Genomic DNA, 21,706 nt, shown 5'->3' with positions numbered 1-21,706 from the left:
TCACCCTCCGACCTCATCCCGAAGCGTCCGGTGCACCGCACACTCAGCATCAAGGAGCGCAACATGTACAAGATGGCAATTTTCCTCGGCGGCTTTCTGACCTTGACCATGCTGATCGGCGTACTGGCAACGATCTCTCCAGTCTGATCCGCACGCAGCTTTTTCGAACTCTGCCGTTCTCCTGCTTTCAGTTGCAGAACAGGGCCAGCACGCGCCCGTTACTGAATGTCCGAGGAGCGAAACATGCGTAATAAAACCTTGCAGGGACGTTGGGTTCCCGTCGGTTTGATGGTCGCCGCGCTGACCGGTTGTGCGATGAGCAACACCGAGTCACCGGTGCAGACACCGGGCCAGGCCAAAGCCTCCGACACTGAAATGCTCGAAGTCGGCGCGCAATGGTTGCAGGACAAACCGCCGATTCGCGCGTTGAGCATGTACCTCGATGGCTTCCATTTCTACAACGGCCATCCCGGCGCACAGATGGAAGCGCATCACTACTGCTCGGCGCTCAACGAGGAAGTGTTCCAGTGTGTGATCTACGACGGCAACACCGCTGAAGCGAAGCTGATGGGCGTGGAATACATCATCAGCCAGCGCCTGTTCACGCAATTGCCGGCGAAAGAAACGGCCTTGTGGCATAGCCACGCTCACGAAGTCACTTCCGGCCAGTTGGTCGCGCCGGGCATCCCGCAGGTGGCGGAGACGCGTTTGATGGAAAAACTTGCCAACACCTATGGCAAGACCTGGCACACCTGGCACACCGATCAGGACAAGCAACTGCCCTTGGGCGTGCCGCAGTTGATGATGGGCTTTACTGCCGACGGTCAGGCCGACGCGCAAATGGTCCGCCAGCGCGACCAGCGTTTGGGCATTGATAGCGCCGAGAAGAAAAAGGCCCGCGCCGAGATCAAACCGGCACCGGTCGCGCCAGGAGCTGATGCGTGGCAGAAGGGTAATGCCGTGCAACTCAACGACCCGACCGGCCATCAACACGTCATGCCGCGCCCGGCCACCTCTGGCGACGAAAATGCCCGGAGCGGCCGTCAGCCTTAGCATTGGACAGTAGCTGTAAATGCTGATGTCGGTACCGACTTCATCGCTAGCAGGCTCACTCCTACATTTGAAATGCGTTACCCCTGTAGGAGCGAGCCTGCTCGCGAAGGCATCCGCCTGATCGCTACACCTGTCAGCGATTCAACACATCACCCATCCACCGCAAGTACTCCCCTCGCTCGGAAATCGAGTTATGCGCCGATTCCGGCACCACCTTGAGCGTCGCCACCCCCGCAGGAAAACTCTCCAACAACCGCTGCGTGCTCTTGCGTCCAATCACCTCGTCATCACTCGCCGCCAACAGCAAGGTCGGCACGCGAACGTGCGCGGCGTACTTGCCCGATTCGAATCGATCCTTGAGCAACCACTTCACCGGCACCCACGGATATTGCCGTTCGGCGATTTCTTCGAGGCTGTTGAACGGCGTGACCAGGATCAGCTTCTGCACCGGCCGCTGGCTGGCCAGGCGTATCGCCACGCCCGAGCCGAGGCTGCGCCCGATCACCGCAATCTGCGGATGGCTGGCGTAGACCTGATCGAACAACGCCAGCGCATCTTCGGCAATCGCCGCTTCCGATGGTGAGCCTGAACTGCCACCAAAACCCCGGTAATGCAGAAAATACAGCGCGTAATCGGGGAACGCCTCAGCGAACTCCGGCAGGTTGCGCGAGACGTCCTCGGCATTCCCGCCGAAATAGATCAGCGCCCGTGTTCCGCTGCGCTCTCGAGTAGTCGCCCAGATTTCGGCGTCCGGCATCGACAGTTTCAACCGCGAATCCGCGGCAACCACGGCCGCAGGCTGGGGAAACCAGATGAGCGAGCGCTGAAATACGAACAGCGCGGCACACAGCAACAGGTACACGGCAACAATGAAAACGACGAGTGACATCAGGGTTCGGGACATTCGGCTACTTTTAACGGGGTAAGAGGTGGGCTGTCGAAGTGTAGTTCAGCGACTGCGCCTGACAGCCTGCGCACACAACATGCAACAGATCCGCGCAGCAGGAGGGCCCGCATGCGCCACACTGAGGGTTATTCCCGTCGCCGCTTGCTTACGCTGGCTGCCGAGGTGGCGGCGGTGTTGACGATTGATCGGGCGTTGGCCAGCGGCGCGCCGCCGGCCGTCACTGCGCCGCACACGGCAGGAGACCAGACCATGCAGACCCGCGCCATCCCTTCAAGCTCCGAGGCACTGCCCATGGTCGGATTGGGCACCTATCGCGGTTTCGACGTCGGCCCGGGTGATCCGGTTTATCGGCAATTGCCCGCCGTGCTCGAAGCGCTGTTCAGGAAGGGCGGCACGCTGATCGACAGCTCGCCGATGTACGGCCGCGCCGAGCAGACCACCGGTGAATTGCTGTCGATCCACGAACCGCGCTCGCCGGCCTTTCTCGCCACCAAGGTGTGGACGCGCGGGCGCAAGGACGGGATCGCGCAGATGGAGCAGTCGTTCAGCCTGCTGCAAACCGAGCGCATCGACCTGATGCAGATTCACAACCTGCTCGACTGGCAAACCCACTTGCCGACCCTGCGCGAATGGAAAGAGCAGGGGCGGATTCGCTACATCGGCATCACCCATTACACCTCGTCGGCCTATGACGAGGTCGAAGCGGTGCTGAAGGCCGAGAAGCTGGATTTTCTGCAGATCAACTACGCCCTCGACGACCGGGGCGTGGAAAAGCGCATCCTGCCGCTGTGCCGCGAGCGCGGGGTCGCGGTGATCTGTAACCGGCCATTTGGCGGCGGCGATTTGCTCGCCCGGCTCAAGGGCAAGCCGTTGCCGGCATGGGTCTCGGACGTGCAGGTCAACAGTTGGCCGCAACTGGCCCTGAAATTCCTGCTGGCGCATCCGGCAGTGACCTGTGTGATTCCGGGGACCAGCAATCCGCGCTACATGGCTGACAATGCCGGAGCCGGTTTTGGGCCGATGCTCACCGATGCGCAGCGGCATCAGTTAATTGCGTTGCTGGGTTGAACCGGGTCAAACGCGATAGCGCAACGCCTCCAGCAACAAGGCAAACGCCGGCGCTGCCTGGCGTCGGCTCGGGTAGTACAGGTGATAGCCGGAAAACGCCGGGCACCAGTCTCCAAGCACCTGGATCAAGCGGCCGTCGGCCAGAAACGGTGCAACGACATTTTCCGGGATGTAGCTCAGACCGAAACCGTCCAGCGCGGCGTCGAGCAACGGGTACACGCCGTTCAGGGTGACCTGGCCGGAGACACGAACCTTCAGGCTTTCGCCGTCCTTTTCGAACTCCCACGAATACAGTCCGCCATTGGTTGGCAGACGCAGGTTGTTGCAGGCGTGGTCGGTCAGGTCGCGCGGGGTCTGCGGCGCTGCGCGGCGGGCGAAGTAGGCGGGCGAGCCGACCACGGCCATGCGCATGTCCGGGCCGATGCGCGTGGCGATCATGCCCTGCGCAACGTCTTCGCCCAGGCGCACTCCGGCATCGAAGCCCTGGCCGGCGATGTCGACGAAGCCATAGTCGCAGCAGACTTCGACGGTGACGTCCGGGTATTTCGGCAGGAACTCCTGCAACACCGGACGCAGGATCCAGTTCAGCGAGTGGTCGGTGGCGCTGATGCGGATCTTCCCTGCCGGGGTCTCGCGCAGGTTGCTCAGGGCGGCCAGTTCCATCTCGATCTCTTCGAAGCGCGGGCCGATGGTCTGCAGCAGGTGTTCGCCGGCCTCGGTCGGCGAAACGCTGCGCGTGGTGCGGGTCAGCAGGCGCAGGCCGAGACGTGCCTCGAGACTGCGAATGGTGTGGCTGAGCGCCGATTGCGACACGCCGAGTTTGGCGGCGGCCTTGGTGAAACTGCGTTCACGGGCAACGGCGAGAAAGGCGAGCAGGTCGGTGGCGTTTTCCCGGAGCATTGATGATTGTCCTGCATAAGTTTTTTCGGATTCTAGACGATTATCTAAAGAGTGCCGATCGCTACAGTGGTTGCGTTATTCATCCGGAGGAACCGCCATGAACCCGATCGCTGCTTCTGCGCTGACGCTCTCGCTGCTGGCCGGTGAAGTGCAGGCCACTGAAAACCCGCGTGTCACGGTTACGCCGAATGGCTCTCAACCCTCGGCCAAAGGCCCCGCTGACTGGTTTACCGGCACGGTGCGGGTGGATGCGCCGTTCAAGGGTACCGACGAGGCCCGCGTGAGCGGCGCGACCGTAACGTTCGAGCCGGGCGCGAGAACTGCGTGGCACGCCCATCCGTTAGGACAGACATTGATCGTCACCGCAGGAGCAGGGTTCGTCCAGGAATGGGGCCAGCCGGTTCGTGAAATCCGCCCGGGCGATACCGTCTGGATTGCCCCGGGTGCCAAACATTGGCACGGGGCGGCGCCGACAACGGCGATGAGTCATATCGCAATTGCGGAAGTGCTGGATGGCAAGGTGGTGGACTGGATGGAGCAGGTCAGTGATGAGCAATATCCAAAGACCGAGTGAAACCTCGCCCCTCACCCCAGCCCTCTCCCGAGGGAGAGGGAGCCGATTGGGGGATGCTCGAGACGTTCGGCATTCTGCAAGCGTGGTGGTGAATCCACTCGACCCCTAGGACCCCATGCAGGTGCGCTAACAGCATGCGAGTCACCCCAGGCGTCTCCCGGGGGAGTGGGAGCCGACCGAGGTGTCTTGCGATGTGCATCGACCGGAACGTGCCGTTGCGATTATGGATACACAGAAAGACTTTCACGTCGCTGCACATTCTGAATATCCCCGGATCGGTTCCCTCTCCCTTTGGGAGAGGGGCTTTTCGCTTCAGATCATCTCCGGCAATGAATCCAGAATCTTGTCCAGCGTAATCGGATACTCCCGCACCCTCGCGCCGGTAGCGTTGTAGATCGCATTCGCTACCGCCGCACTCACGCCGCAAATCCCCAATTCACCCACGCCCTTGGCCTTCATCGGCGAAGAAATCGGGTCAGTCTCTTCGAGAAAAATCACTTCCTGATGCGGAATGTCGGCGTGCACCGGCACTTCGTATCCCGCCAGGTCATGATTGACGAAATAGCCCAGACGCTTGTCCACGGCCAGCTCTTCCATCAATGCCGCGCCGACGCCCATGGTCATTGCGCCGATCACCTGGCTGCGGGCCGAAATAGGGTTGAGAATCCGTCCGGCCGCGCACACCGCGAGCATGCGCCGCACGCGGACTTCACCGGTGGCGGCGTCGACGGCAACTTCAGCGAAGTGCGCGCCGAAGGTCGATTGCTGATACTTCTCGGCCAGATCCCCGAATTCGATGCTGTCCTCGCCGACCAGCGCGCCGCCCTCAGCGGCATTGCGCAGCGGCAGGCTCTTGCTGCCGACGCGCACCTGACCATCGACGAACTCGGCCTGATCCGCCGCGAGTCCCAGCTTCTGCGCCACCGCTTCGCGCAGTTTCATGCAGGCGGCATAAACCCCTGCAGTCGAGCAGTTGCCGCCGAACTGGCCGCCGGAACCGGCCGAGACCGGGAAGTCCGAATCGCCCAGACGTACCACCACATCATTCAGGCCGACGCCCATCATCTCTGCGGCTGTCTGCGCGATGATCGTGTAGCTGCCGGTGCCGATGTCGGTCATGTCGGTTTCGACGATCACCTTGCCGTCACGCTCCAGGCGCACGCGGGCGCCGGACTTGACCAGCAGGTTATTGCGAAACGCCGCCGCCACGCCCATGCCGATCAGCCAACGGCCTTCACGACGTGTGCCGGGCTGCGCTTTGCGCTGATCCCAGCCGAATTTCTCCGCGCCGATCTGCAGGCATTTGACCAGTTGACGCTGGGAAAACGGCCGCTCGGTCTTCACCGGATCGACCTGGGTGTCATTGGCAATGCGGAACAGCACCGGGTCCATCTTCAGCTGTTCGGCCATTTCGTCCATGGCAATTTCCAGCACCATCAGCCCCGGCGCTTCACCCGGCGCGCGCATGGCGTTGCCTTCAGGCAGGTCGAGCGGCGCGAGGCGCATGCTGACGCGGCGGTTTTCTGCGGCATAGAGCAACTGGCTCGGTTGCGCGGCCAGTTCGACCTTGCCGTCGGCGAGGTTGCCCGACCAGCCTTCATGGGCAATGGCGGTCAGCTTGCCGTCGGCCGTGGCACCCATACGGATACGCTGAATCGTTGCCGGGCGATGGGTGGTGTTGTTGGCCATTTGCGGGCGGGCGAGGGCGACTTTCACTGGCCGGCCGGCCATGCGCGCGCCTAGAGCGGCGAGGATCGCGTCGGCACGAATGAACAGCTTGCCGCCGAACCCTCCGCCAATGTACGGCGAGACCAGGCGGACTTTTTCCTTCGGCAGGCCGAGGGTCTTCGCAATGTCGCCGACGCTCCAGGCGACCATCTGGTTCGACGTCCACAGCGTCAGTTGGTCGCCTTTCCACGCGGCCAATGTCGCATGAGGTTCCATCATCGCGTGGGACTGGTCCGGCGTGGTGTAGGTCTGATCGAACTGCACCGGGGCGGCGGCGAAGGCTTTGTCGAAGTCGCCGTGATTGACGTCCGGCAGCTCGTCTTTCGGCTCGACGCCGAGGTCTTTGACGCTGGCCAGGTCGAACTTGCCTTCGGCGGTTTCGTAGTCGACCTTGACCAGTTGCGCGGCGGCGCGGGCCTGTTCGAAGGTCTCGGCGACCACCAGCGCAACGGCTTGCTGGTAATGCTGCACGTCGGGACCGGCGAGCAAATGGGCGGCGTTGTAATCACCTTTGTCGAGCTTGCCGGCGTTCTCGGCGGTGACGATCGCCAGTACGCCGGGTGCGGCTTTGGCCTCGTCGAGATGAATGGCTTTGATCCGCCCTTTGGCGATCGCCGAATCAACCATGAAACCGTAGGCCTGATTGGCCGCCGCTTCATGTTGCTCGTAGGCGTAGGTCGCCTGGCCGCTGGTTTTCAGCGGGCCTTCGATGCGCTCGGTGGGCTTGCCAACGACCCTCAAGCGGTCGATGGGATTGGTGGTGGCGGGCGTGTCGAATTTCATGCGGTTTCCCTCGCTTGCGCCAACACCGAAGCCAGCGTGCGCTCGACCAGTGTCAGTTTGAATTGGTTGTCATCGGTGGGGGTCGCGCCTTCGAGCAGGCGCTCGCTGACCGCTTTGGCGCCCTTGGGCAGCAGCGCTTCAGCGGCTTCGACCCGCCAAGGTTTCGGCGCAATGCCGCCAACGGCGACGCGGCCGGTGCCGTCCTTTTGCAGGATCAGACCCACCGAGACCAGGGCAAACGCGTAGGACGAACGATCACGTACCTTGTGATAAATGTGCGTGCCACCGACCGGCGCCGGCAGGGTCACGGCGGTGATGAACTCACCGGGTGTGAGGCTGGTTTCGATGTTCGGCGTATTGCCGGGCAATAGATGAAAATCGGCCATGGCAATGCTGCGGGTGCTGCCGTCAGGCTTGACCGTTTCGATCTGCGCATCAAGCGCACGCATGGCGATGGCCATGTCGCTCGGGTGGGTGGCGATGCACGCGTCACTGACGCCGATGATCCCCAGTTGCCGGGTGACCCCGCCGATCGCCGCGCAGCCGCTGCCCGGATTGCGTTTGTTGCAGGCCTGATGGGTGTCGTAGAAGTACGGGCAGCGAGTGCGTTGCAGCAGGTTGCCGGCGGTGGTCGCCATGTTGCGTAACTGCCCGGACGCTCCGGCCAGAAGCGCGCGGGAGAGCAGGGCGTAGTCTTTGCGTACGCGGGCGTCGGCGGCCAGATCGGTATTGCGCACCAGGGCGCCGATACGCAGTCCGCCCTCAGGCGTAGCCTCGATCTGATCCAGACCGAGGTGGTTGACGTCGATCAGATGCACCGGGGTCTCAATGTCGAGTTTCATCAGGTCGAGCAGGTTGGTGCCGCCGGCGATGAACTTGGCGCCTTCGGCTTGTGCAGCTTGGGAGGCGGCTGCGGCAGGCGAGTCGGCGCGGCTGTAGTTGAAGGCTCTCATGCCGGCACCTCCGCAACTTCAGTGATGGCTTCGATGATGTTCGAGTACGCGCCGCAGCGGCAGATATTGCCGCTCATGCGCTCCTGCAGTTCGGCGGCGATCAGTTTCGGCGGCTCGGTCAGGCTCGGGCTGACGTGGCTGGGAATACCGTCGCGGATTTCCTTGAGCACCGCGACTGCGGAGCAGATCTGCCCCGGCGTGCAGTAGCCGCACTGATAGCCGTCGTGCTTGATGAACGCGGCCTGCATCGGGTGCAGCTTGTCCGGCATGCCGAGGCCTTCGATGGTGGTGACTTCGCTGCCGTCGTGCATGACCGCCAGGGTCAGGCAGGAGTTGATCCGCCGCCCGTCGGCGATCACCGTGCAGGCGCCGCACTGGCCGTGGTCGCAGCCTTTCTTGGTGCCGGTCAGGTGCAGGTGTTCGCGCAGGGCGTCGAGCAGGGTGGTACGGGTGTCGACTTCCAGGGTTTGCGGTTTTCCGTTGACTTGCAGGGTGACTTTGCTCATGGCCGGTTGCTCCAGACTGGCCGCGTAGGCCTTGAGGCTGATAAAGGGGGGCATAGCGAACGCCGTCGCGGTTACGGCGCCGAGGATCATGAAATTGCGTCGGGAAATCGGCATGGTTCGATTCCTTTTCTCTCATCGGGCGGCAGGATTGCAAAAGGCCCAAAAGGGCGCGCCGGCATGCATGCCAGTCTCGTAAAAGGAGTGACCGCAGGAGGGAGGAAAAGGTTTTGTCGGATTTTCGCTAAAGAGTTATGTGTTCTGCTCATCAATCTCCAAGGCAGCACAAAAACCCTGTAGGAGTGAGCCTGCTCGCGATAGCGGTGTGTCAGCCAACACACTATCAACTGACAGACCGCTATCGCGAGCACGCTCACTCCTACAGGGGAGTTGTGTTTCTTCAGTTATGGCCCACCTACCACCATCGAGGTAAACGGCGCGACGTACGCCTGCAACGTCACTAGCCCGCCGACCAGGATCGCCAGCACGATCGAGTGGAAAAACACGTAACGCAGGATCTCGCCCTCATGCCCATACCAGCGGGTCGCGGTGGAGGCGACGACGATCGACTGCGCGTCGACCATTTTGCCCATCACCCCACCGGAACTGTTCGCCGCCGCCATCAGCACGGGACTGATGCCCAGTTGTTCCGAAGTCACCCGCTGCAAGCCGCCAAACAACACGTTCGACGCGGTGTCCGAGCCGGTCAGTGCCACCCCCAGCCAACCGAGCAGCGTGCCGAACATCGGATAGAAAATTCCCGTCGCCGCGAAGGCCAGTCCCATCGTCGCATCCAGTCCGGAATAGCGCGTGAGGAACCCCAGCGCCAGCATTGCCGCAATGGTGATCAGCGAAAACCGCACCACCCACAGCGTGCGCAAGTACTGCTTGATCAGTTGCGGGATCGAATAGCCCATCAACAGACCGCCGACAATCGCCGCCAGCAGAATCCCGCTGCCGGTCGCTGTCAGCCAGGTGAACTTGTACACCGCTTCCTCGGCTTTCGGCGCCGCAACAACTGGCGGGACTTTTTCGATCTGCAAGTGCAGGCTGGTGAAAGTCAGTGCCGGGGCGAAAATCGGATTGGCCTCACGCACCGGTTTGCCTTGCGGATCAAGCTTGGCCGATTGCGTGACCGGGTCGATCACCGGCCGCGTATCGAACATGTTCTTGAAGCCCTGCGTGCCCCAGGCAAACACGAACACCGTGAGAATGATCCACGGCATCCATGCGCGCATCACTGCCGGGCGCGCCTGATCGCTGAAGGCGGCGCTGGCGGTGACTTTTTCTTCATCGACTTTGGAGGTGTCGACGCGGCCGGACAGCGCTGCCGAAGTATGAATGGTGGCCGGTTTCCACACCTTGAGGAACAGTGTCAGGCAGGCCATGGAAATCAGCGCGGCGATCACGTCCACCAGCATCGGCCCGTGGTAGTTCGAAACGAGAAATTGCGGGATGGCGAAACTGACTCCGGCCACCAGAATCGCCGGCCACACCTCGAGCATCTTGCGCCATCCGGCAAACGCCCAGATCAACCAGAACGGCACCAGCACCGAGAAAAACGGCAACTGCCGGCCAACCATCATCGACAGCTCCATCTCATCCAGCCCGGTGACTTTGGCGAGGGTGATGATCGGCGTGCCCAGGGCGCCAAATGCCACGGGGGCGGTGTTGGCGATCAGTGCCAGACCGGATGCGGCCAATGGCGAAAAACCCAGACCAATCAGGATCGCCCCGGTCACCGCCACCGGCGTGCCAAAGCCCGCTGCGCCTTCGAAGAACGCACCGAAGCAGAAGGCGATCAATAGCAGTTGCAAGCGTCGGTCGTCGGTGATGCGCGCGAGGGAATCCTGCAGCACTTTGAACGAGCCGTTCTCGGTGGTCAGGCGATGCAGGAAGATGATGTTGAGGACGATCCAGCCGATCGGCAGCAAGCCATTCGCTGCGCCGAACAATGCCGCCGAACCGGCCATGCCCGCCGGCATGTCGAAGGCGAAGATCGAGATCAGCAGGGCGGACGCCAGTGCCAGCAGCGCCGCCAGATGCGCCTTGACGTGAAAGAACGCCAGCGCCGCGAGCATCACCACCACCGGCACTGCAGCCATCAGCGTGGAGAGCACCGGATTGCCGAACGGGTCATAGATTTGCTGCCAGACCATGGTCCACCTCTGCTTGTTGTTATTTGAGGGTGCAGATCCATTGCTTGGGGATTGGTTGCAAGCAGTATAGGTGGCATTACGCCGCCGCTCGGTTGCGGCGAACGGACCGACAGACGGTCGATGGTGGCCAGTGAATCAACGGGTTTTTGCCCGGTCGTATCTGCGGCTGCGCGCACTGCCTCCTGAAGAGGCCGGCAGCGTGGCGATTTCATCGTCAAGACCTTGGGTTTAGGAAAGTATTGAATGAAGCACGCGACAACGATGCTGCTCACTGTGACCGCCGCGGTATTGCTCAGCGGGTGTATTGCGGATTTTGATGATGACCACCGGCATGGCCGGCATTACGACCGTGATCATGGCCGCTATTACGATGATGACCGGCGCTGGGACGACCGCGATGGCGACCGCCGCGATGGCCGTCGTTATTACCGTGATCGCGATGATGACTGATTGATCGAGAGTCCCAGGGACGGGCTCACGTGAGGGAGCGAAGAAATGGACGCCGTAGTGGCAATTCAGTAGCATGCGCGCTTTTCACGCTGCCAAGGAAGATCATGTCCATTGTTTCCCCGCTGCGCTTGGCCCTGTCGCTGGCTGGTGCAGTACTGTCATGCAGCCTGCTGACAGGTTGCAACATCACCGGCACCTATCAGGATGCGACCGATCCAGACGCCGCCAAGGTAAGGTTCGTCGCCAATACCGATAACGCCACGATCGATTATTTCGACGCCGAGCATTGCGATGGCTTGACCACCGGCATGCTCAACAATGTGTTGATCGGCGACAGCAAGCGCCGGGCGGGGATGATGGTTGCGCCGCCGGAACAGGCGCGCGGTTACCTTGAATTCAAGATCAAGCCCGAGCAGCCGGCGTATCTGCGTGTCAACACGCAGGTCGGTTACGCCACCTGCGGCTCGGGTTTTTCCTTTACGCCCAAGCGTGGCAATGAATATGAAGTGACACTGAACGTCACCAAGACCCAGTGCATCACCACGTTGCGGCATCTGGAGCGGCACGACGGTAAAGATCTGCGCACCGTGATGCCACTGGACCGCACTGCGCTGGCGGCGTGCGTGGGGCGCAACCCGATCTTTCCCAAGCCACCGGCGCTGCTGCCCGACACGCCGCAACGCACGGCACTGATCGACCGTATCATCGAAGGCAGCCTTTTCGTTTTCATGAAACCGGATGCCGGCAAAGAGCCTGCGGCCAGTTTTTCTCCAGAGAAGCTCGACTCGCTGATCAACGACCGCAAGGCCAAACTGGGTTTTACGTTGCCGGACGATTACTGGGCGCTGTATCGCCAGAATCTGATCGAGTTCGACAAGGAAAGCGCGACCACAAAGGATCAGGCGATGCAGCGCACCAAAGACGAATATCGCCAGCGTTTGCGTAGCGTCGATGACAAGCGCCTGGGCGAGTGGGCGCGCGTGGATGACAAAGACGGCAAGCGTGGCAACGCGGCGCCGGACGCGGAAGAAAAGGCCATGTTCATGTTCTATTTCCAGGCGTCGAACCGCGTGATGGCGGAAGCCATCGATCATCACCTCGATCGGATGGCCGCCATGGACGCGAAATATGAAGTCTGTTCGCGCTTTGCCGACTGCTGGAAGCGTTGATCGACTGAGTCAGCGGATGCCACGAAAAAGCCCACTGAGCCGAACCGGCCAGTGGGCTTTTTCATGATCGTCCGCTTCGCGGGCAAGCCTTCGAGGGATTAAAAATGAGCGCTCGCCTGGACGCGGGATCGCGCAGGCACCGAGGCCTCGTGATCGAGCAAATGGGTGGCGAGAATGTCGCTCAGAAAACGGAACTGATCGTTGAGGCCGACCACTTCATTGCTGAAATGGTTGCTGGCGGCGGGCATCAGCAGATCGTCGAAATCCTTGTTGAACACCAGCGTCTGCGCTTTGCGCGGTACGACGTGCTGTTGGTAGTAGTTGCTGCCGAACACCGGGAAACTCACGGAGAGGGTGACTTGGGTATGGATCATGATGTGAACGCCTCGTTGTGTGTCGGATGAGTCAATCGTGCCTTTGGTGAGGGATGGGCGGAAGGCAATCGTGGCGATGGTGGTTATCGACGGTGGTGATGGTTGAGGTTTGTGGTGCTGCTGATGACCCCTTCGCGAGCAGGCTCACTCCTACAGGGAGAACGCATTTCAAATGCAGGAGTAAGCCTGCTCGCGAAGAGGCCAGAACAAGCGGCACCCCTCTTACTCACCTGCCTATACTCAAACCTGCACCTCCCTCAGCCAAAGGACACCACCACCGTGAACCCGCGCGCGCTGGTCGTTGCCGCACTGTTTCTGCTGGCCGGCTGTGCTACTTCGGTCCGGGCACCGGTGACCGCGCCGCAAGCCGTGGTCGTGTCGGCGCAGACCTGGCAGCAGATCGACCGCGAAATCCTCAGCGCTTCGCAGCAGGCCACCGAACAGGTCAAGCTGTTCGCCCGCGGTTCGATGGAACATTGGCGCACTCGCGTCTATCAGCAAACTGAAGAAAATTTCATCCCTTGGTTCAGCAGCTACTGGACCCAGGAATGGCTGTCGATGAAGGTCAGTTGGTACACGATCAGCGCTGGCGGCGAGCAGGATGCTTCGGCGAAACGGCTGGCGACGTATCTGCTTGAGCAATATCAGGAAAAGGTCCTGGCGCCGGTCGCAGTAGAGATAGATCCGGACGCCATCCTGGCTCAGGCCACGGCGTTCTACGCGCAGTTGATGGCGCAACAGATGCCACTCATCGCCCAGCGTCATGGTGTGCCTATTGCGCAGCTCAACGGGCGCTTGCAAAAGATCCCGGCCATCGCCCTCGGGCCCCCGCCGGCGCGGGATGCCTCGCTGTTCACGGTCATCAGCACCGAGCCGCTGAACACCCTGCCGGCGTACGCCGCGCTGATCGACAAGGTTCACACCGACGGCGGCGCCAGGGGCATTTCTTCCACCGACGCCGCCATGGCCCCGGTGGCCAAACGTGCCAGCCAACGCATTGAAGCGGAAATGGCCCCGCGCGGCGCCGCCAGTGCGGTGGCGGCAGCGGCGGGGAAACTGGCCGGGGCGATGATTTCAGTCGGCGTGGCCGGCATTCGCGCGATCATCCAGGCCAACGACCGCCCCGACAGCGAAGCGCTGATTCGTAGCAGTCTGGGCAACACCTTCGACAAGGCCTGGATGAAGCTGCTGCAGAACCCGACCACCGGGGTGATGGCGGGAACACTGCACATGGCCGGGCAGGTCGAGGGCAATCTTGGGGCGGGTGACGAACCGCCGGTCGGGCCTGGCGTGAATCGTGTCGAATGGCGCCCGCCGCAATCGACCAGTCAGCAGATCGAACCCATCCTGCAAGGAGAATGAACATGGCCTACATCGATATCTTCGTGGCACCCGTGCCTGACGCCAATCGTGAACAGTACAAAAAACACTGTGAGATCGCCGCCAGGCTGTTCAAGGAATATGGCGCCGTTGAGGTCGTCCAGTGCTGGGGTGACGACGTGCCGGAGGGCAAGCTCACCTCTTTCCCGTTGGCGGGCAAACTCGAGGAAGGCGAGACCGTGTCATCCGGCTGGCTGATCTGGCCCGACAAGGCCACCCGCGACGCAGGCATGGCGAAAATGATGGAAGACCCGCGCATGCAACCGGACGTCAATCCCATGGGCTTTGACGGGCAGCGGATGATTTTTGGCGGGTTCAAAAATCTTTTTGACGGCGTTGGGCCGTGGGACAAGTGAACTGGCACAGATTACAGCTCACGCACTCCCACAGAGGTCTTTTCGGCGATTTTCAAGGCGTGGCACGATCCCGAGTCGTCGCGGTCGTACTCTTCACCTAGCCGCATCACAGTGTGGAGATCCAATGAGCCAGGAAGTCCTGACCACCGAAACCAACCGTCGCCAGTTGCAGCAGATCATTGCCGGGCTGTCGGACGGGGTGATTCTGCTGGAACTCGACAAAAGCATCCTCTGGGCCAACGAAGCGGCGCTGACCATGCATGGCGTCAGCACCATCGGTGACCTGGGCACCAACGCTGACGAGTACGCCAAGCGTTTCGTCCTGCGCTATCGCAATAACCATGTGTTGTCGCCCGAGAACTACCCGATCAGCCGCGTGGCGCGTTGCGAGGCGTTCAGTGACGTGCTGATCGAGATCTCGCCCGTGGACGACCCGGAGCGTGTCTGGGTGCACAGTGTGCGCAGCATGGTGCTGACCGACCGTGTGGGGCAGCCCGAGTCGCTGGTGCTGATCATGAGCGATGTCACCGACTGGGCCAACGCCGAGCTGCGCTTCGAAAAAACCTTCAACGCCAATCCCGCGCCGGCGGTGATCTGCCGGCTCAGCGATTTGCGTTACATCAAGGTCAATCCGGGTTTTCTGGAAATGACCGGCTATACCCGCGATCAGGTGATCGGCACCTCGGCATACGAAATCGATATCTTCGAGCAGGCCGATAAACGCGATCTGGCTATCCAGCGCTTGCGCGATGTCGCGACCATTCCGCAGATGCAGGCGGAACTGCGCCTGCCTGACGGCGGCAGCAAACAGGTGATCGTTGCCGGCCAGCCGCTGCTGCTCAATGACGAGAATTGCATGCTGTTTTCCTTCGTCGACATGGAGCCGCGACGCCGGGTCGAGTTGGCGCTGCGTCAGAGCGAAGAACGGTTCGCCAAAGCTTTTCGGCTGACCCCCGTGCCGATTCTCATCTGCACCGCGGACAAGCAGGAGGTCATCGACGTCAATCAGGCGTTTCTCGATACCCTGGCCTATGACAGCGATGAGGTGCTCGGCAAGACGGTGACGCAGTTGAGCTTTATCCATGATGACGGTGCGCGCACGCGGTTGTTGTCGGCGCTAGCCAAGCACGGTCGGGTGGATCGGGTCGACGTGCCGGTGCGCAAGAAGGACGAGGAACTGCTTGAATGCGCAGTGTCCGCCGACACGGTGAACATCCATGACACCTCGTGCTATCTGCTGGTGTTGATGGACATGACCGAACGCAAGCGCACGGAGCTTGAACTGGTCGCGGCGATTGAAGAGGTGATGAAGGATGCTTCGTGGTTCAGTCGGACGTTGATCGAAAAGCTCGCCAACGTAAAGAAGATCAACTCGCCGCAGTTGCCCAGAGCCTCGTTCACTGATCTGACGGCGCGCGAGCGCGATGTACTGGGTCTGATCTGCGAAGGGCTGGCAGACAAGGAGATCGCCGGCCGACTGAAACTGGCGCCCAATACCGTGCGCAATCACGTGGCCACGGTGTATTCGAAGCTGGATGTGCACAGCCGCAGCGAGGCGATTGTCTGGGCGCGGGAGCGCGGCCTGTTCTCGGGAGAGTGGGGCACCAAAGGCCAGCGCTGAGGGTGCAAATGCACTAGTTACAAGGGTGCAAATTCATGTATTGGCGCAGGCGTTGTGTTCTTAGGCTTGTGGGGTGCGGTGTGGACCATTTGCGTCTTGCGATCGCGCCCTTTCGAAACAGCCATAGGAACATGTCCATGATGAATCTTGCGCAGTTGCGCGCTCGGCTCGAGCACAGTTTTGCGCCGCTGGCTTGTGAGTGTTCGGTGGATGGTGATCGTTCGCTGACGGTCAAGTTGTATCACCCGGATTCGGGGCAGGTGGATCTGGTGATCAGTGGCCTGGATCTGGCTTCGCTGCGTACGCCGGAGGCGGTTGAGGCGTTGGTGGGTGAGTTGCGGTATGAGCTTGAGAGCAATTCTTTGCGCTCGTCGCGGGATCCTGATTTGGCTTAGCGCTTTTGGGGCTTGGCGGCCTTTGGGCCGACCATGCTTTGGGGGGGTGGGTGTATATCCGTTTTTTGGGGTGTTGCGGATGGCGGTTTCGCCCTTACGGCGAGTCCCTTTTGGCAAACGCCCCAAAAGGAACCAAAAGGTCTTCGCCCTGACGTTCGGCCCGCTCGCTGGGGCTCGGGGTTCCTTCGCTGCGGGATCGATCCTGGCGCAGCGGCTCCGGTTTGCTTCGCTGCACCTACACTCGCTGTGTCCGACTGCGTCGTACGGTCGCTGCGCTCCCACGCCCGGATCCATCCCTCCGCTCAGCCTGCCGACGGGCTCCAGGATCAAAAGCGGAACTCGAGCTTGCGCTCATCGTGGGTAGGCGCTGCCGAAGGCTCGGGGCGCGATCGGACGATCATTTGATTTTGTTTTTGCTGTTCTGTGGGAGCGAGCCTGCTCGCGAAGGCGGCCTGAAAGCCGACCTGTTCTTTAGGTTGTACGCAATCCATGTAGGAGCGAGCCTGCTCCCGATGAGGCCCTCGCCGATTACGATGATCTCAATCCAGACCTCTTCTGGACAATTCGCGCAAAACCGACAGCCCAAACTATTCAATCGCCCCAATCCACTGGCGCGAACAATGTGCTCAGCTATAAAGAATGAGTGGTCAGGTCTTCCGCGGCCGTTTGGGCGGCGGGAGGTTGTCTCCCTTTATCGCGGGTCGTCCGATGACTAATCCTGGGAAACGCGTATTGCCGTTGGCTTTTCTTGTCGTGTTGGTGGCGGGTTGTGCCAGTCCACCACCCCCTGCGCCTGTCGCGCCGCCGCCACCGCCGGAACCTCGCTGCGAGGTGTTGGAGAATACTGAGGTGGTTGGGGACATGTATGTGGATGGGCAGGTGACGCGCCAGATCACGACTACCCGTTGCATCACACAATAAGACTCGCGATTCCTCGATTGTACGAGGCCTGGAATCCAGCAGTGACTCTGTGGGAGCGAGCCTGCTCGCGAAGGCGGGGTATCAGTCGAAACACAGCTGACTGACACGACGCTTTCGCGAGCAGGCTCGCTCCCACACGGGCTAGCAATTTGCCGGGGAAATCAGGACAGGAAGCCGCCGTCCACATTCAGCGCCACACCGGTGGTGTAGCTCGACGCGTCGCTGGCGAGGTACAACACCGCGCCCGCCATTTCGCTCGGATCGGCCACGCGTTTGAGTGGGATCTGGGTCAGGGCTTGCTTCAGGATTGCGTCGTTTTTCACCAGTGCGGAGGCAAATTTGGTGTCGGTCAGGCCGGGCAGCAGGGCGTTGCAGCGGATGCCGAATTGCGCGCATTCCTTGGCGAAGACCTTGGTCATGTTGATGACCGCGGCTTTGGTCACCGAATAAATGCCCTGGAAAATCCCCGGCGAGATGCCGTTGATCGAGGCGACGTTGATGATGCTGCCGCCGCCGTTTTCGCGCATCAGCTTGCCGGCTTCCACCGACATGAAGAAGTAGCCGCGAATATTCACGTCGACGGTCTTCTGGAACGCACTGAGATCGGTGTCGAGCACGTTGCAGAATTGCGGGTTGGTCGCGGCGTTGTTGACCAGGATGTCGAGGCGGCCGAACTGTTCCTTGATCCCGGCGAAGACCTGACTGATCTGCTCCATTTCACCGATGTGGCAGGCTACGGCGGTTGCCTTGCCGCCGGCGGCGGTGATGGCGTCGGCGACGTGCTGGCAGCCTTCGAGCTTGCGGCTCGAGACGATCACGTGGGCGCCTTGCTGGGCCAGCAGTTTGGCGATGGCTTCACCGATGCCGCGGCTGGCGCCGGAGACGAAAGCGATTTTGCCGTCGAGGTCGAACAACTGAGTCTTGGACATGGGATTCCCTTGTGAAAAGTCTTGTTATTGGCCCGGATCAGAGGCTGGATTTCTGGATGACCTGCAGGCTCATCTGCTCCAGCAGTTTGTTCATGTGAATGAACTGCGCGAAGCGTTTGTCCTGGGTCTGGCCATGGTAGAAGCGGTAGTAGATCTGCTGCACGATGCCGGCCAGGCGAAACAGGCCGTAGGTGTAGTAGAAGTCAAAGTTGTCGATGCGGATCCCTGAGCGCTCGGCGTAGTAGTCGACGAATTCGCGGCGCGTCAGCATGCCTGGCGCGTGGCTCGGTTGGCGACGCATTAATTGCACCGGTGCCGGGTCGCCGGCTTCGATCCAGTAGGCAAGGGTGTTGCCAAGATCCATCAGCGGGTCGCCGAGGGTGGTCAGTTCCCAGTCGAGTACACCGATGATCTGCATCGGGTTGTCCGGGTCGAGGATGACGTTGTCGAAACGGTAGTCGTTGTGGACGATGCTCGACGTCGGGTGGTCGGCCGGCATCTTGTCGTTGAGCCAGGCTTTTACTGTTTCCCAGTGCGGCGCGTCCGGGGTCAGGGCTTTCTCGTAACGCTCGCTCCAGCCTTTGATCTGCCGCGCGACGTAGCCTTCGGGCTTGCCCAGATCGCCGAGGCCACAGGCGTTGTAATCGACCCGGTGCAGTTCAACGAAACGGTCGATGAAGCTTTTGCACAGCGCTTCGGTCTTCGCCGAATCGAGGCCCAGTTCCGGCGGCAGTTCGGCGCGCAGGATGATGCCCTTGACCCGTTCCATCACATAGAACTCGGCGCCGATGACGGCTTCGTCGGTGCAGTGCACGTAGGCCTTCGGGCAGTACGGGAAACCTTCGCGCAGTTGATTGAGGATGCGGAACTCACGGCCCATGTCATGGGCGGACTTGGCCTTGTGGCCGAACGGCGGGCGGCGCAGTACGAACTCCTGTTCCGGGTATTCCAGCAGGTAGGTCAGGTTCGAGGCGCCGCCGGGAAACTGGCTGATCCTGGGGCTGCCGGTCAGGCCGGGAATGTGCGCCTTGAGATACGGATCGATCAGGCCGGCATCGAGTTCTTCGCCCGCGCGGATTCGGGTGGACTGGTCAGTAAGCGCCATGCTTATCCCTTCTGCTTATTTTGGAGGCCAGACATCATTGGCTAATCTAATGGCGCGCGGGGTGGGTCACAAGCGCGGGTCGGTCTTATAGGTTCGCGTGTTGCTGGATGATCACCTTTGGAAATGGGTACAACGGGCGTGCAGACAGAACGGGCCGGATCCGCTTGACGGCAGTGAATCCGAGGCTCGCGGCATACTTCAGTGCACGCGCTGGTTGCTGAATCTGGGCGGCAGGGCGACGGGGGTCAACACCGGTTGACCGGAGAAAAACGCCATGAGGTTCTTGCCTACCAGTTCCACGGTGCCCTGAGTGGCCTCGGGGGACAGTCCGGCGACATGAGGCGTCAGCACCACATTGCTGAGGTTTTTCAGCGTGTCGGGCACCTCGGGTTCGTGATCGAAAACGTCCAGCGCAGCTCCGGCGATGCGACGTTGTTCCAGTGCGGAAACCAGTTCCGCCGTGCTGATCACACTGGCTCGCGCGATATTGACGATGAATCCGTTTGGGCCCAGCGCATCAAGCACTGCTCGCGTCACCAGATGTTGAGTACCAATGCCACCGGGCGTGGCAACGACCAGGAAGTCCGAGGCCCGGGCCAGTTCCGTCGGCGTTGAGCAGAATGCGTAGGGCACATCGCTGCGCACCTGGCGGTTGTGGTAGCTGATCTGCATGTCGAAACCAAGCTCGGCGCGTTTGGCAATCGCCATGCCCACCGCGCCCAGCCCGAGAATGCCCAGACGTTTGCCCGCCAGGGAGGGCCGCATGATTTTAGGCCATTCACCCCGGCGTACTGCGGCATCGCAGCGCGGGATATCACGCACCAATGCCAGCAGCAGTGCCATTGCATGATCCGCCACCGATGAAGCGTTGACCCCGGCGCCGTTGGTCACGGTGATGCCTCGATTACTCGCTGCTTGCAGGTCGACCTGCTCGTAGCCTGCACCGATCACCGTGATGATTTTCAAGGCGGGGAGGGCGTTGATTTCGTCGGCTGTCAGGCCCAGCGGGCCGCGAGTGAGCACGGCGTCGATACGACTGCCATGGGTGAGGATGGCTTGCGTACGTTCGGCTGGCGTCGGTGCAAGGATCAGGTGGAATCCCTGATGTTCGAGAATCGGCAGATAGTCATTGATCGTTTCAACCAGTACCAGAACGGTTGCGGGCATTGCGCGGCTCCTGTGATTGGCGGCGGGTGGGTCGCGAAAGTCGACTCAGAGTGCTGAATCCGCAGCGGCTTGGCAATCGTTGCATTCGCGCAGTGGTGCTTTGATTCTGGACCGCTTCACGCCAGAAGCAAGGGCGCCCGCCCACCGGTGAACCGGTGGGCGGGCGATGTCATTGGGCCGCGTGCGCTTTGCTCTGTTCGGCCAGCGCGATCGGTTTGAAATCATAGGTGGGGTAGAACTCGGTGCGATAGCTGCCCCAGGCTGTGTTTTCCAGCGCCAGGTTCACTTCCGCCAGTCGAGACGCGGGAAAACGCACTGTAACGACCTGGCCGATGCCCATCATGATATTCCAGCTCACCACTTCGACCCCGGCGGGCGGGAAGGTTTTATAGAAACCTTGCTGGGCAAGCTGGGCTTTGAGTTCGCTGAGCGGACGGGATTGATCATGCTTGAGGAACACGGTGAGCATCATGGTGTTGTCCGTGACGGCGGCCTTTGTTGGAGCCGCCGTGGCGTGCGCGTTGCTGAATCCGAGCAGCGCGGCGGACATCAGGGATGCCGATAACAACAGGGACTTCAGTGTCTTTTTCATGTCGAACTCCAGGCTTTTATTGTGGCGTGGCAGACTTGGTGACCACACTTCCGGTATAGGGCGCGTGAACCACGTGAATGCGTACGGGCGGATTGCTTTCAATCATGTCGCGAGGTACTTCACGGGAATAAGTGAACTCGTTTTTATTCAGTGTCTCCAGACGCCTGACGATCGTTTTGTTCGGTCCGATGTCCGGCACCAGCACATGTTTTCGTTGATCACCGGTGACGAAGAAGTAACCGCCGCCGCCATTGTTGTACTTGGACTCACCGGTATCGGTGTAGAAAAACTCGTAGCGGTTGGTTTCCGGGTCCCAGGTCGATATTCCGACGACGCCGGGATATTTGGCCTTCACGTCAGTCTGCGGAGCGCCCTCGATGTAGACCTTGGTCGTCAGCCACCGCGGTGACGAGGCCAATTCGCGAATGTCAGCCTGCGCGCCCGCAATCGGCAAGAGCAGCGCCGCCCACAGTAAATGAATCCTGTTGTATTTTTGCATGCCCGATTCTCGCTGTCTGAAAGGTGACGGAGAAAATATAGTCAGGCATCGGGAAGTTATTCAAGGCCAGGGAAGTTGCTTGTAACAAATTCGCTTATTTCGCATTTCCGGTAATGTTCG

At 61.0% G+C, this 21,706-nt stretch carries 21 protein-coding genes; 9 read left to right on the top strand and 12 right to left on the bottom strand.

The features are described from left to right. Positions 1 to 243 precede the first annotated feature (243 nt). Positions 244 to 1,053: an OBAP family protein gene (locus QRN33_RS12535; protein ID WP_285408821.1), complete on the top strand. Its 810-nt coding sequence runs from the start codon at positions 244 to 246 to the stop codon at positions 1,051 to 1,053. A gap of 133 nt (positions 1,054 to 1,186) precedes the next feature. On the opposite strand, the gene QRN33_RS12530 is transcribed toward QRN33_RS12535, so the two are convergent. Beyond that, positions 1,187 to 1,957, bottom strand: a complete 771-nt coding sequence (locus QRN33_RS12530; protein ID WP_285408819.1) for an alpha/beta hydrolase — start codon at positions 1,955 to 1,957, stop codon at positions 1,187 to 1,189. Between the two features lie 111 nt (positions 1,958 to 2,068). On the opposite strand from QRN33_RS12530, the gene QRN33_RS12525 reads away from it, so the two are divergent. After that, complete coding sequence (locus QRN33_RS12525) at positions 2,069 to 3,028, top strand: aldo/keto reductase (RefSeq protein WP_285408817.1); 960 nt, start codon at positions 2,069 to 2,071, stop codon at positions 3,026 to 3,028. 6 nt (positions 3,029 to 3,034) lie between these two features. Here QRN33_RS12525 and QRN33_RS12520 read toward each other — a convergent pair whose 3' ends face one another. Continuing rightward, complete coding sequence (locus QRN33_RS12520) at positions 3,035 to 3,928, bottom strand: LysR family transcriptional regulator (protein WP_285408815.1); 894 nt, start codon at positions 3,926 to 3,928, stop codon at positions 3,035 to 3,037. Between the two features lie 97 nt (positions 3,929 to 4,025). On the opposite strand from QRN33_RS12520, the gene QRN33_RS12515 reads away from it, so the two are divergent. Further along, on the top strand, positions 4,026 to 4,502 hold the full coding sequence (locus tag QRN33_RS12515) for a (R)-mandelonitrile lyase (protein ID WP_285408813.1): 477 nt from the start codon (positions 4,026 to 4,028) through the stop codon (positions 4,500 to 4,502). A gap of 312 nt (positions 4,503 to 4,814) precedes the next feature. Here the strand turns inward: QRN33_RS12515 and paoC are convergent, their stop codons facing one another. The 4 genes from paoC to QRN33_RS12495 form a co-directional block, all read right to left on the bottom strand. Continuing rightward, the gene (paoC, locus tag QRN33_RS12510) at positions 4,815 to 7,013 is read right to left on the bottom strand and encodes an aldehyde oxidoreductase molybdenum-binding subunit PaoC (protein WP_285408811.1); all 2,199 of its coding nucleotides are present in this window, start codon (positions 7,011 to 7,013) and stop codon (positions 4,815 to 4,817) included. Further along, positions 7,010 to 7,966 carry an FAD binding domain-containing protein gene (locus QRN33_RS12505; protein WP_065616112.1) on the bottom strand — a complete coding sequence of 319 codons (957 nt, stop codon included), beginning with the start codon at positions 7,964 to 7,966 and terminating at the stop codon, positions 7,010 to 7,012. Before QRN33_RS12505 ends, paoC begins: the two co-directional genes overlap by 4 nt. Then, positions 7,963 to 8,586 carry an aldehyde dehydrogenase iron-sulfur subunit PaoA gene (gene paoA, locus QRN33_RS12500; RefSeq protein WP_016775137.1) on the bottom strand — a complete coding sequence of 208 codons (624 nt, stop codon included), beginning with the start codon at positions 8,584 to 8,586 and terminating at the stop codon, positions 7,963 to 7,965. Before paoA ends, QRN33_RS12505 begins: the two co-directional genes overlap by 4 nt. A gap of 287 nt (positions 8,587 to 8,873) precedes the next feature. Then, positions 8,874 to 10,628 (bottom strand): L-lactate permease, encoded by a 1,755-nt coding sequence (locus tag QRN33_RS12495; RefSeq protein ID WP_285408808.1) that lies wholly within the window; start codon positions 10,626 to 10,628, stop codon positions 8,874 to 8,876. Positions 10,629 to 10,871: 243 nt separating this feature from the next. On the opposite strand from QRN33_RS12495, the gene QRN33_RS12490 reads away from it, so the two are divergent. Then, entirely contained in the window at positions 10,872 to 11,078 is a 207-nt protein-coding gene (locus QRN33_RS12490; protein WP_285408806.1) for a hypothetical protein, read from the top strand. Positions 11,079 to 11,182: 104 nt separating this feature from the next. Further along, positions 11,183 to 12,247 (top strand): hypothetical protein, encoded by a 1,065-nt coding sequence (locus QRN33_RS12485; protein WP_042609359.1) that lies wholly within the window; start codon positions 11,183 to 11,185, stop codon positions 12,245 to 12,247. 98 nt (positions 12,248 to 12,345) lie between these two features. On the opposite strand, the gene QRN33_RS12480 is transcribed toward QRN33_RS12485, so the two are convergent. Further along, the gene (locus QRN33_RS12480; RefSeq protein WP_042609360.1) at positions 12,346 to 12,621 is read right to left on the bottom strand and encodes a hypothetical protein; all 276 of its coding nucleotides are present in this window, start codon (positions 12,619 to 12,621) and stop codon (positions 12,346 to 12,348) included. Between the two features lie 279 nt (positions 12,622 to 12,900). On the opposite strand from QRN33_RS12480, the gene QRN33_RS12475 reads away from it, so the two are divergent. The 4 genes from QRN33_RS12475 (at position 12,901) to QRN33_RS12460 (ending at position 16,373) form a co-directional block, all read left to right on the top strand. After that, entirely contained in the window at positions 12,901 to 13,983 is a 1,083-nt protein-coding gene (locus tag QRN33_RS12475; protein WP_285408802.1) for a hypothetical protein, read from the top strand. Positions 13,984 to 13,985: 2 nt separating this feature from the next. Next, complete coding sequence (locus QRN33_RS12470) at positions 13,986 to 14,357, top strand: DUF1428 domain-containing protein (protein ID WP_285408800.1); 372 nt, start codon at positions 13,986 to 13,988, stop codon at positions 14,355 to 14,357. A gap of 124 nt (positions 14,358 to 14,481) precedes the next feature. Beyond that, positions 14,482 to 15,978 (top strand): helix-turn-helix transcriptional regulator, encoded by a 1,497-nt coding sequence (locus QRN33_RS12465; protein ID WP_285408798.1) that lies wholly within the window; start codon positions 14,482 to 14,484, stop codon positions 15,976 to 15,978. A gap of 137 nt (positions 15,979 to 16,115) precedes the next feature. Beyond that, a complete protein-coding gene (locus tag QRN33_RS12460) occupies positions 16,116 to 16,373 on the top strand; it encodes a DUF1652 domain-containing protein (protein WP_285408796.1) in 258 nt (85 codons plus the stop codon). 1,082 nt (positions 16,374 to 17,455) lie between these two features. Here the strand turns inward: QRN33_RS12460 and QRN33_RS12455 are convergent. The 5 genes from QRN33_RS12455 to QRN33_RS12435 all read right to left on the bottom strand — a co-directional run bounded on the left by QRN33_RS12455 (position 17,456) and on the right by QRN33_RS12435 (position 21,586). Beyond that, a complete protein-coding gene (locus tag QRN33_RS12455; protein WP_285408794.1) occupies positions 17,456 to 18,223 on the bottom strand; it encodes an SDR family oxidoreductase in 768 nt (255 codons plus the stop codon). A gap of 37 nt (positions 18,224 to 18,260) precedes the next feature. Then, entirely contained in the window at positions 18,261 to 19,328 is a 1,068-nt protein-coding gene (locus tag QRN33_RS12450; RefSeq protein ID WP_083352529.1) for a phosphotransferase family protein, read from the bottom strand. 198 nt (positions 19,329 to 19,526) lie between these two features. Next, positions 19,527 to 20,495, bottom strand: a complete 969-nt coding sequence (locus QRN33_RS12445; RefSeq protein WP_042609366.1) for a 2-hydroxyacid dehydrogenase — start codon at positions 20,493 to 20,495, stop codon at positions 19,527 to 19,529. Positions 20,496 to 20,664: 169 nt separating this feature from the next. Next, the gene (locus QRN33_RS12440; protein ID WP_064363515.1) at positions 20,665 to 21,087 is read right to left on the bottom strand and encodes a hypothetical protein; all 423 of its coding nucleotides are present in this window, start codon (positions 21,085 to 21,087) and stop codon (positions 20,665 to 20,667) included. A gap of 16 nt (positions 21,088 to 21,103) precedes the next feature. Further along, positions 21,104 to 21,586: a DUF4822 domain-containing protein gene (locus tag QRN33_RS12435; RefSeq protein ID WP_285408791.1), complete on the bottom strand. Its 483-nt coding sequence runs from the start codon at positions 21,584 to 21,586 to the stop codon at positions 21,104 to 21,106. Positions 21,587 to 21,706: the final 120 nt, after the last annotated feature.

The sequence above is a fragment of the Pseudomonas sp. FR229a genome (genome assembly GCF_030209115.1).
GTDB classification, from domain to species: domain Bacteria; phylum Pseudomonadota; class Gammaproteobacteria; order Pseudomonadales; family Pseudomonadaceae; genus Aquipseudomonas; species Aquipseudomonas moraviensis_A.
Note: the sequence above shows the minus strand (reverse complement) of the source record. Positions and strands in the feature narration are given on the sequence as shown.

What these genes read in the sequence shown, in the direction of transcription:
- QRN33_RS12440 (WP_064363515.1), bottom strand. Translation starts at nt 21,087, where the DNA reads ATGAAAAAGACACTGAAGTCCCTGTTGTTATCGGCATCCCTGATGTCC.
- paoC (WP_285408811.1), bottom strand. Translation starts at nt 7,013, where the DNA reads ATGAAATTCGACACGCCCGCCACCACCAATCCCATCGACCGCTTGAGG.
- QRN33_RS12470 (WP_285408800.1), top strand. Translation starts at nt 13,986, where the DNA reads ATGGCCTACATCGATATCTTCGTGGCACCCGTGCCTGACGCCAATCGT.
- QRN33_RS12450 (WP_083352529.1), bottom strand. Translation starts at nt 19,328, where the DNA reads ATGGCGCTTACTGACCAGTCCACCCGAATCCGCGCGGGCGAAGAACTC.
- QRN33_RS12515 (WP_285408813.1), top strand. Translation starts at nt 4,026, where the DNA reads ATGAACCCGATCGCTGCTTCTGCGCTGACGCTCTCGCTGCTGGCCGGT.
- QRN33_RS12455 (WP_285408794.1), bottom strand. Translation starts at nt 18,223, where the DNA reads ATGTCCAAGACTCAGTTGTTCGACCTCGACGGCAAAATCGCTTTCGTC.
- QRN33_RS12490 (WP_285408806.1), top strand. Translation starts at nt 10,872, where the DNA reads ATGAAGCACGCGACAACGATGCTGCTCACTGTGACCGCCGCGGTATTG.
- paoA (WP_016775137.1), bottom strand. Translation starts at nt 8,586, where the DNA reads ATGCCGATTTCCCGACGCAATTTCATGATCCTCGGCGCCGTAACCGCG.
- QRN33_RS12485 (WP_042609359.1), top strand. Translation starts at nt 11,183, where the DNA reads ATGTCCATTGTTTCCCCGCTGCGCTTGGCCCTGTCGCTGGCTGGTGCA.
- QRN33_RS12460 (WP_285408796.1), top strand. Translation starts at nt 16,116, where the DNA reads ATGATGAATCTTGCGCAGTTGCGCGCTCGGCTCGAGCACAGTTTTGCG.
- QRN33_RS12535 (WP_285408821.1), top strand. Translation starts at nt 244, where the DNA reads ATGCGTAATAAAACCTTGCAGGGACGTTGGGTTCCCGTCGGTTTGATG.
- QRN33_RS12465 (WP_285408798.1), top strand. Translation starts at nt 14,482, where the DNA reads ATGAGCCAGGAAGTCCTGACCACCGAAACCAACCGTCGCCAGTTGCAG.
- QRN33_RS12505 (WP_065616112.1), bottom strand. Translation starts at nt 7,966, where the DNA reads ATGAGAGCCTTCAACTACAGCCGCGCCGACTCGCCTGCCGCAGCCGCC.
- QRN33_RS12525 (WP_285408817.1), top strand. Translation starts at nt 2,069, where the DNA reads ATGCGCCACACTGAGGGTTATTCCCGTCGCCGCTTGCTTACGCTGGCT.
- QRN33_RS12480 (WP_042609360.1), bottom strand. Translation starts at nt 12,621, where the DNA reads ATGATCCATACCCAAGTCACCCTCTCCGTGAGTTTCCCGGTGTTCGGC.
- QRN33_RS12445 (WP_042609366.1), bottom strand. Translation starts at nt 20,495, where the DNA reads ATGCCCGCAACCGTTCTGGTACTGGTTGAAACGATCAATGACTATCTG.
- QRN33_RS12435 (WP_285408791.1), bottom strand. Translation starts at nt 21,586, where the DNA reads ATGCAAAAATACAACAGGATTCATTTACTGTGGGCGGCGCTGCTCTTG.
- QRN33_RS12495 (WP_285408808.1), bottom strand. Translation starts at nt 10,628, where the DNA reads ATGGTCTGGCAGCAAATCTATGACCCGTTCGGCAATCCGGTGCTCTCC.
- QRN33_RS12520 (WP_285408815.1), bottom strand. Translation starts at nt 3,928, where the DNA reads ATGCTCCGGGAAAACGCCACCGACCTGCTCGCCTTTCTCGCCGTTGCC.
- QRN33_RS12530 (WP_285408819.1), bottom strand. Translation starts at nt 1,957, where the DNA reads ATGTCCCGAACCCTGATGTCACTCGTCGTTTTCATTGTTGCCGTGTAC.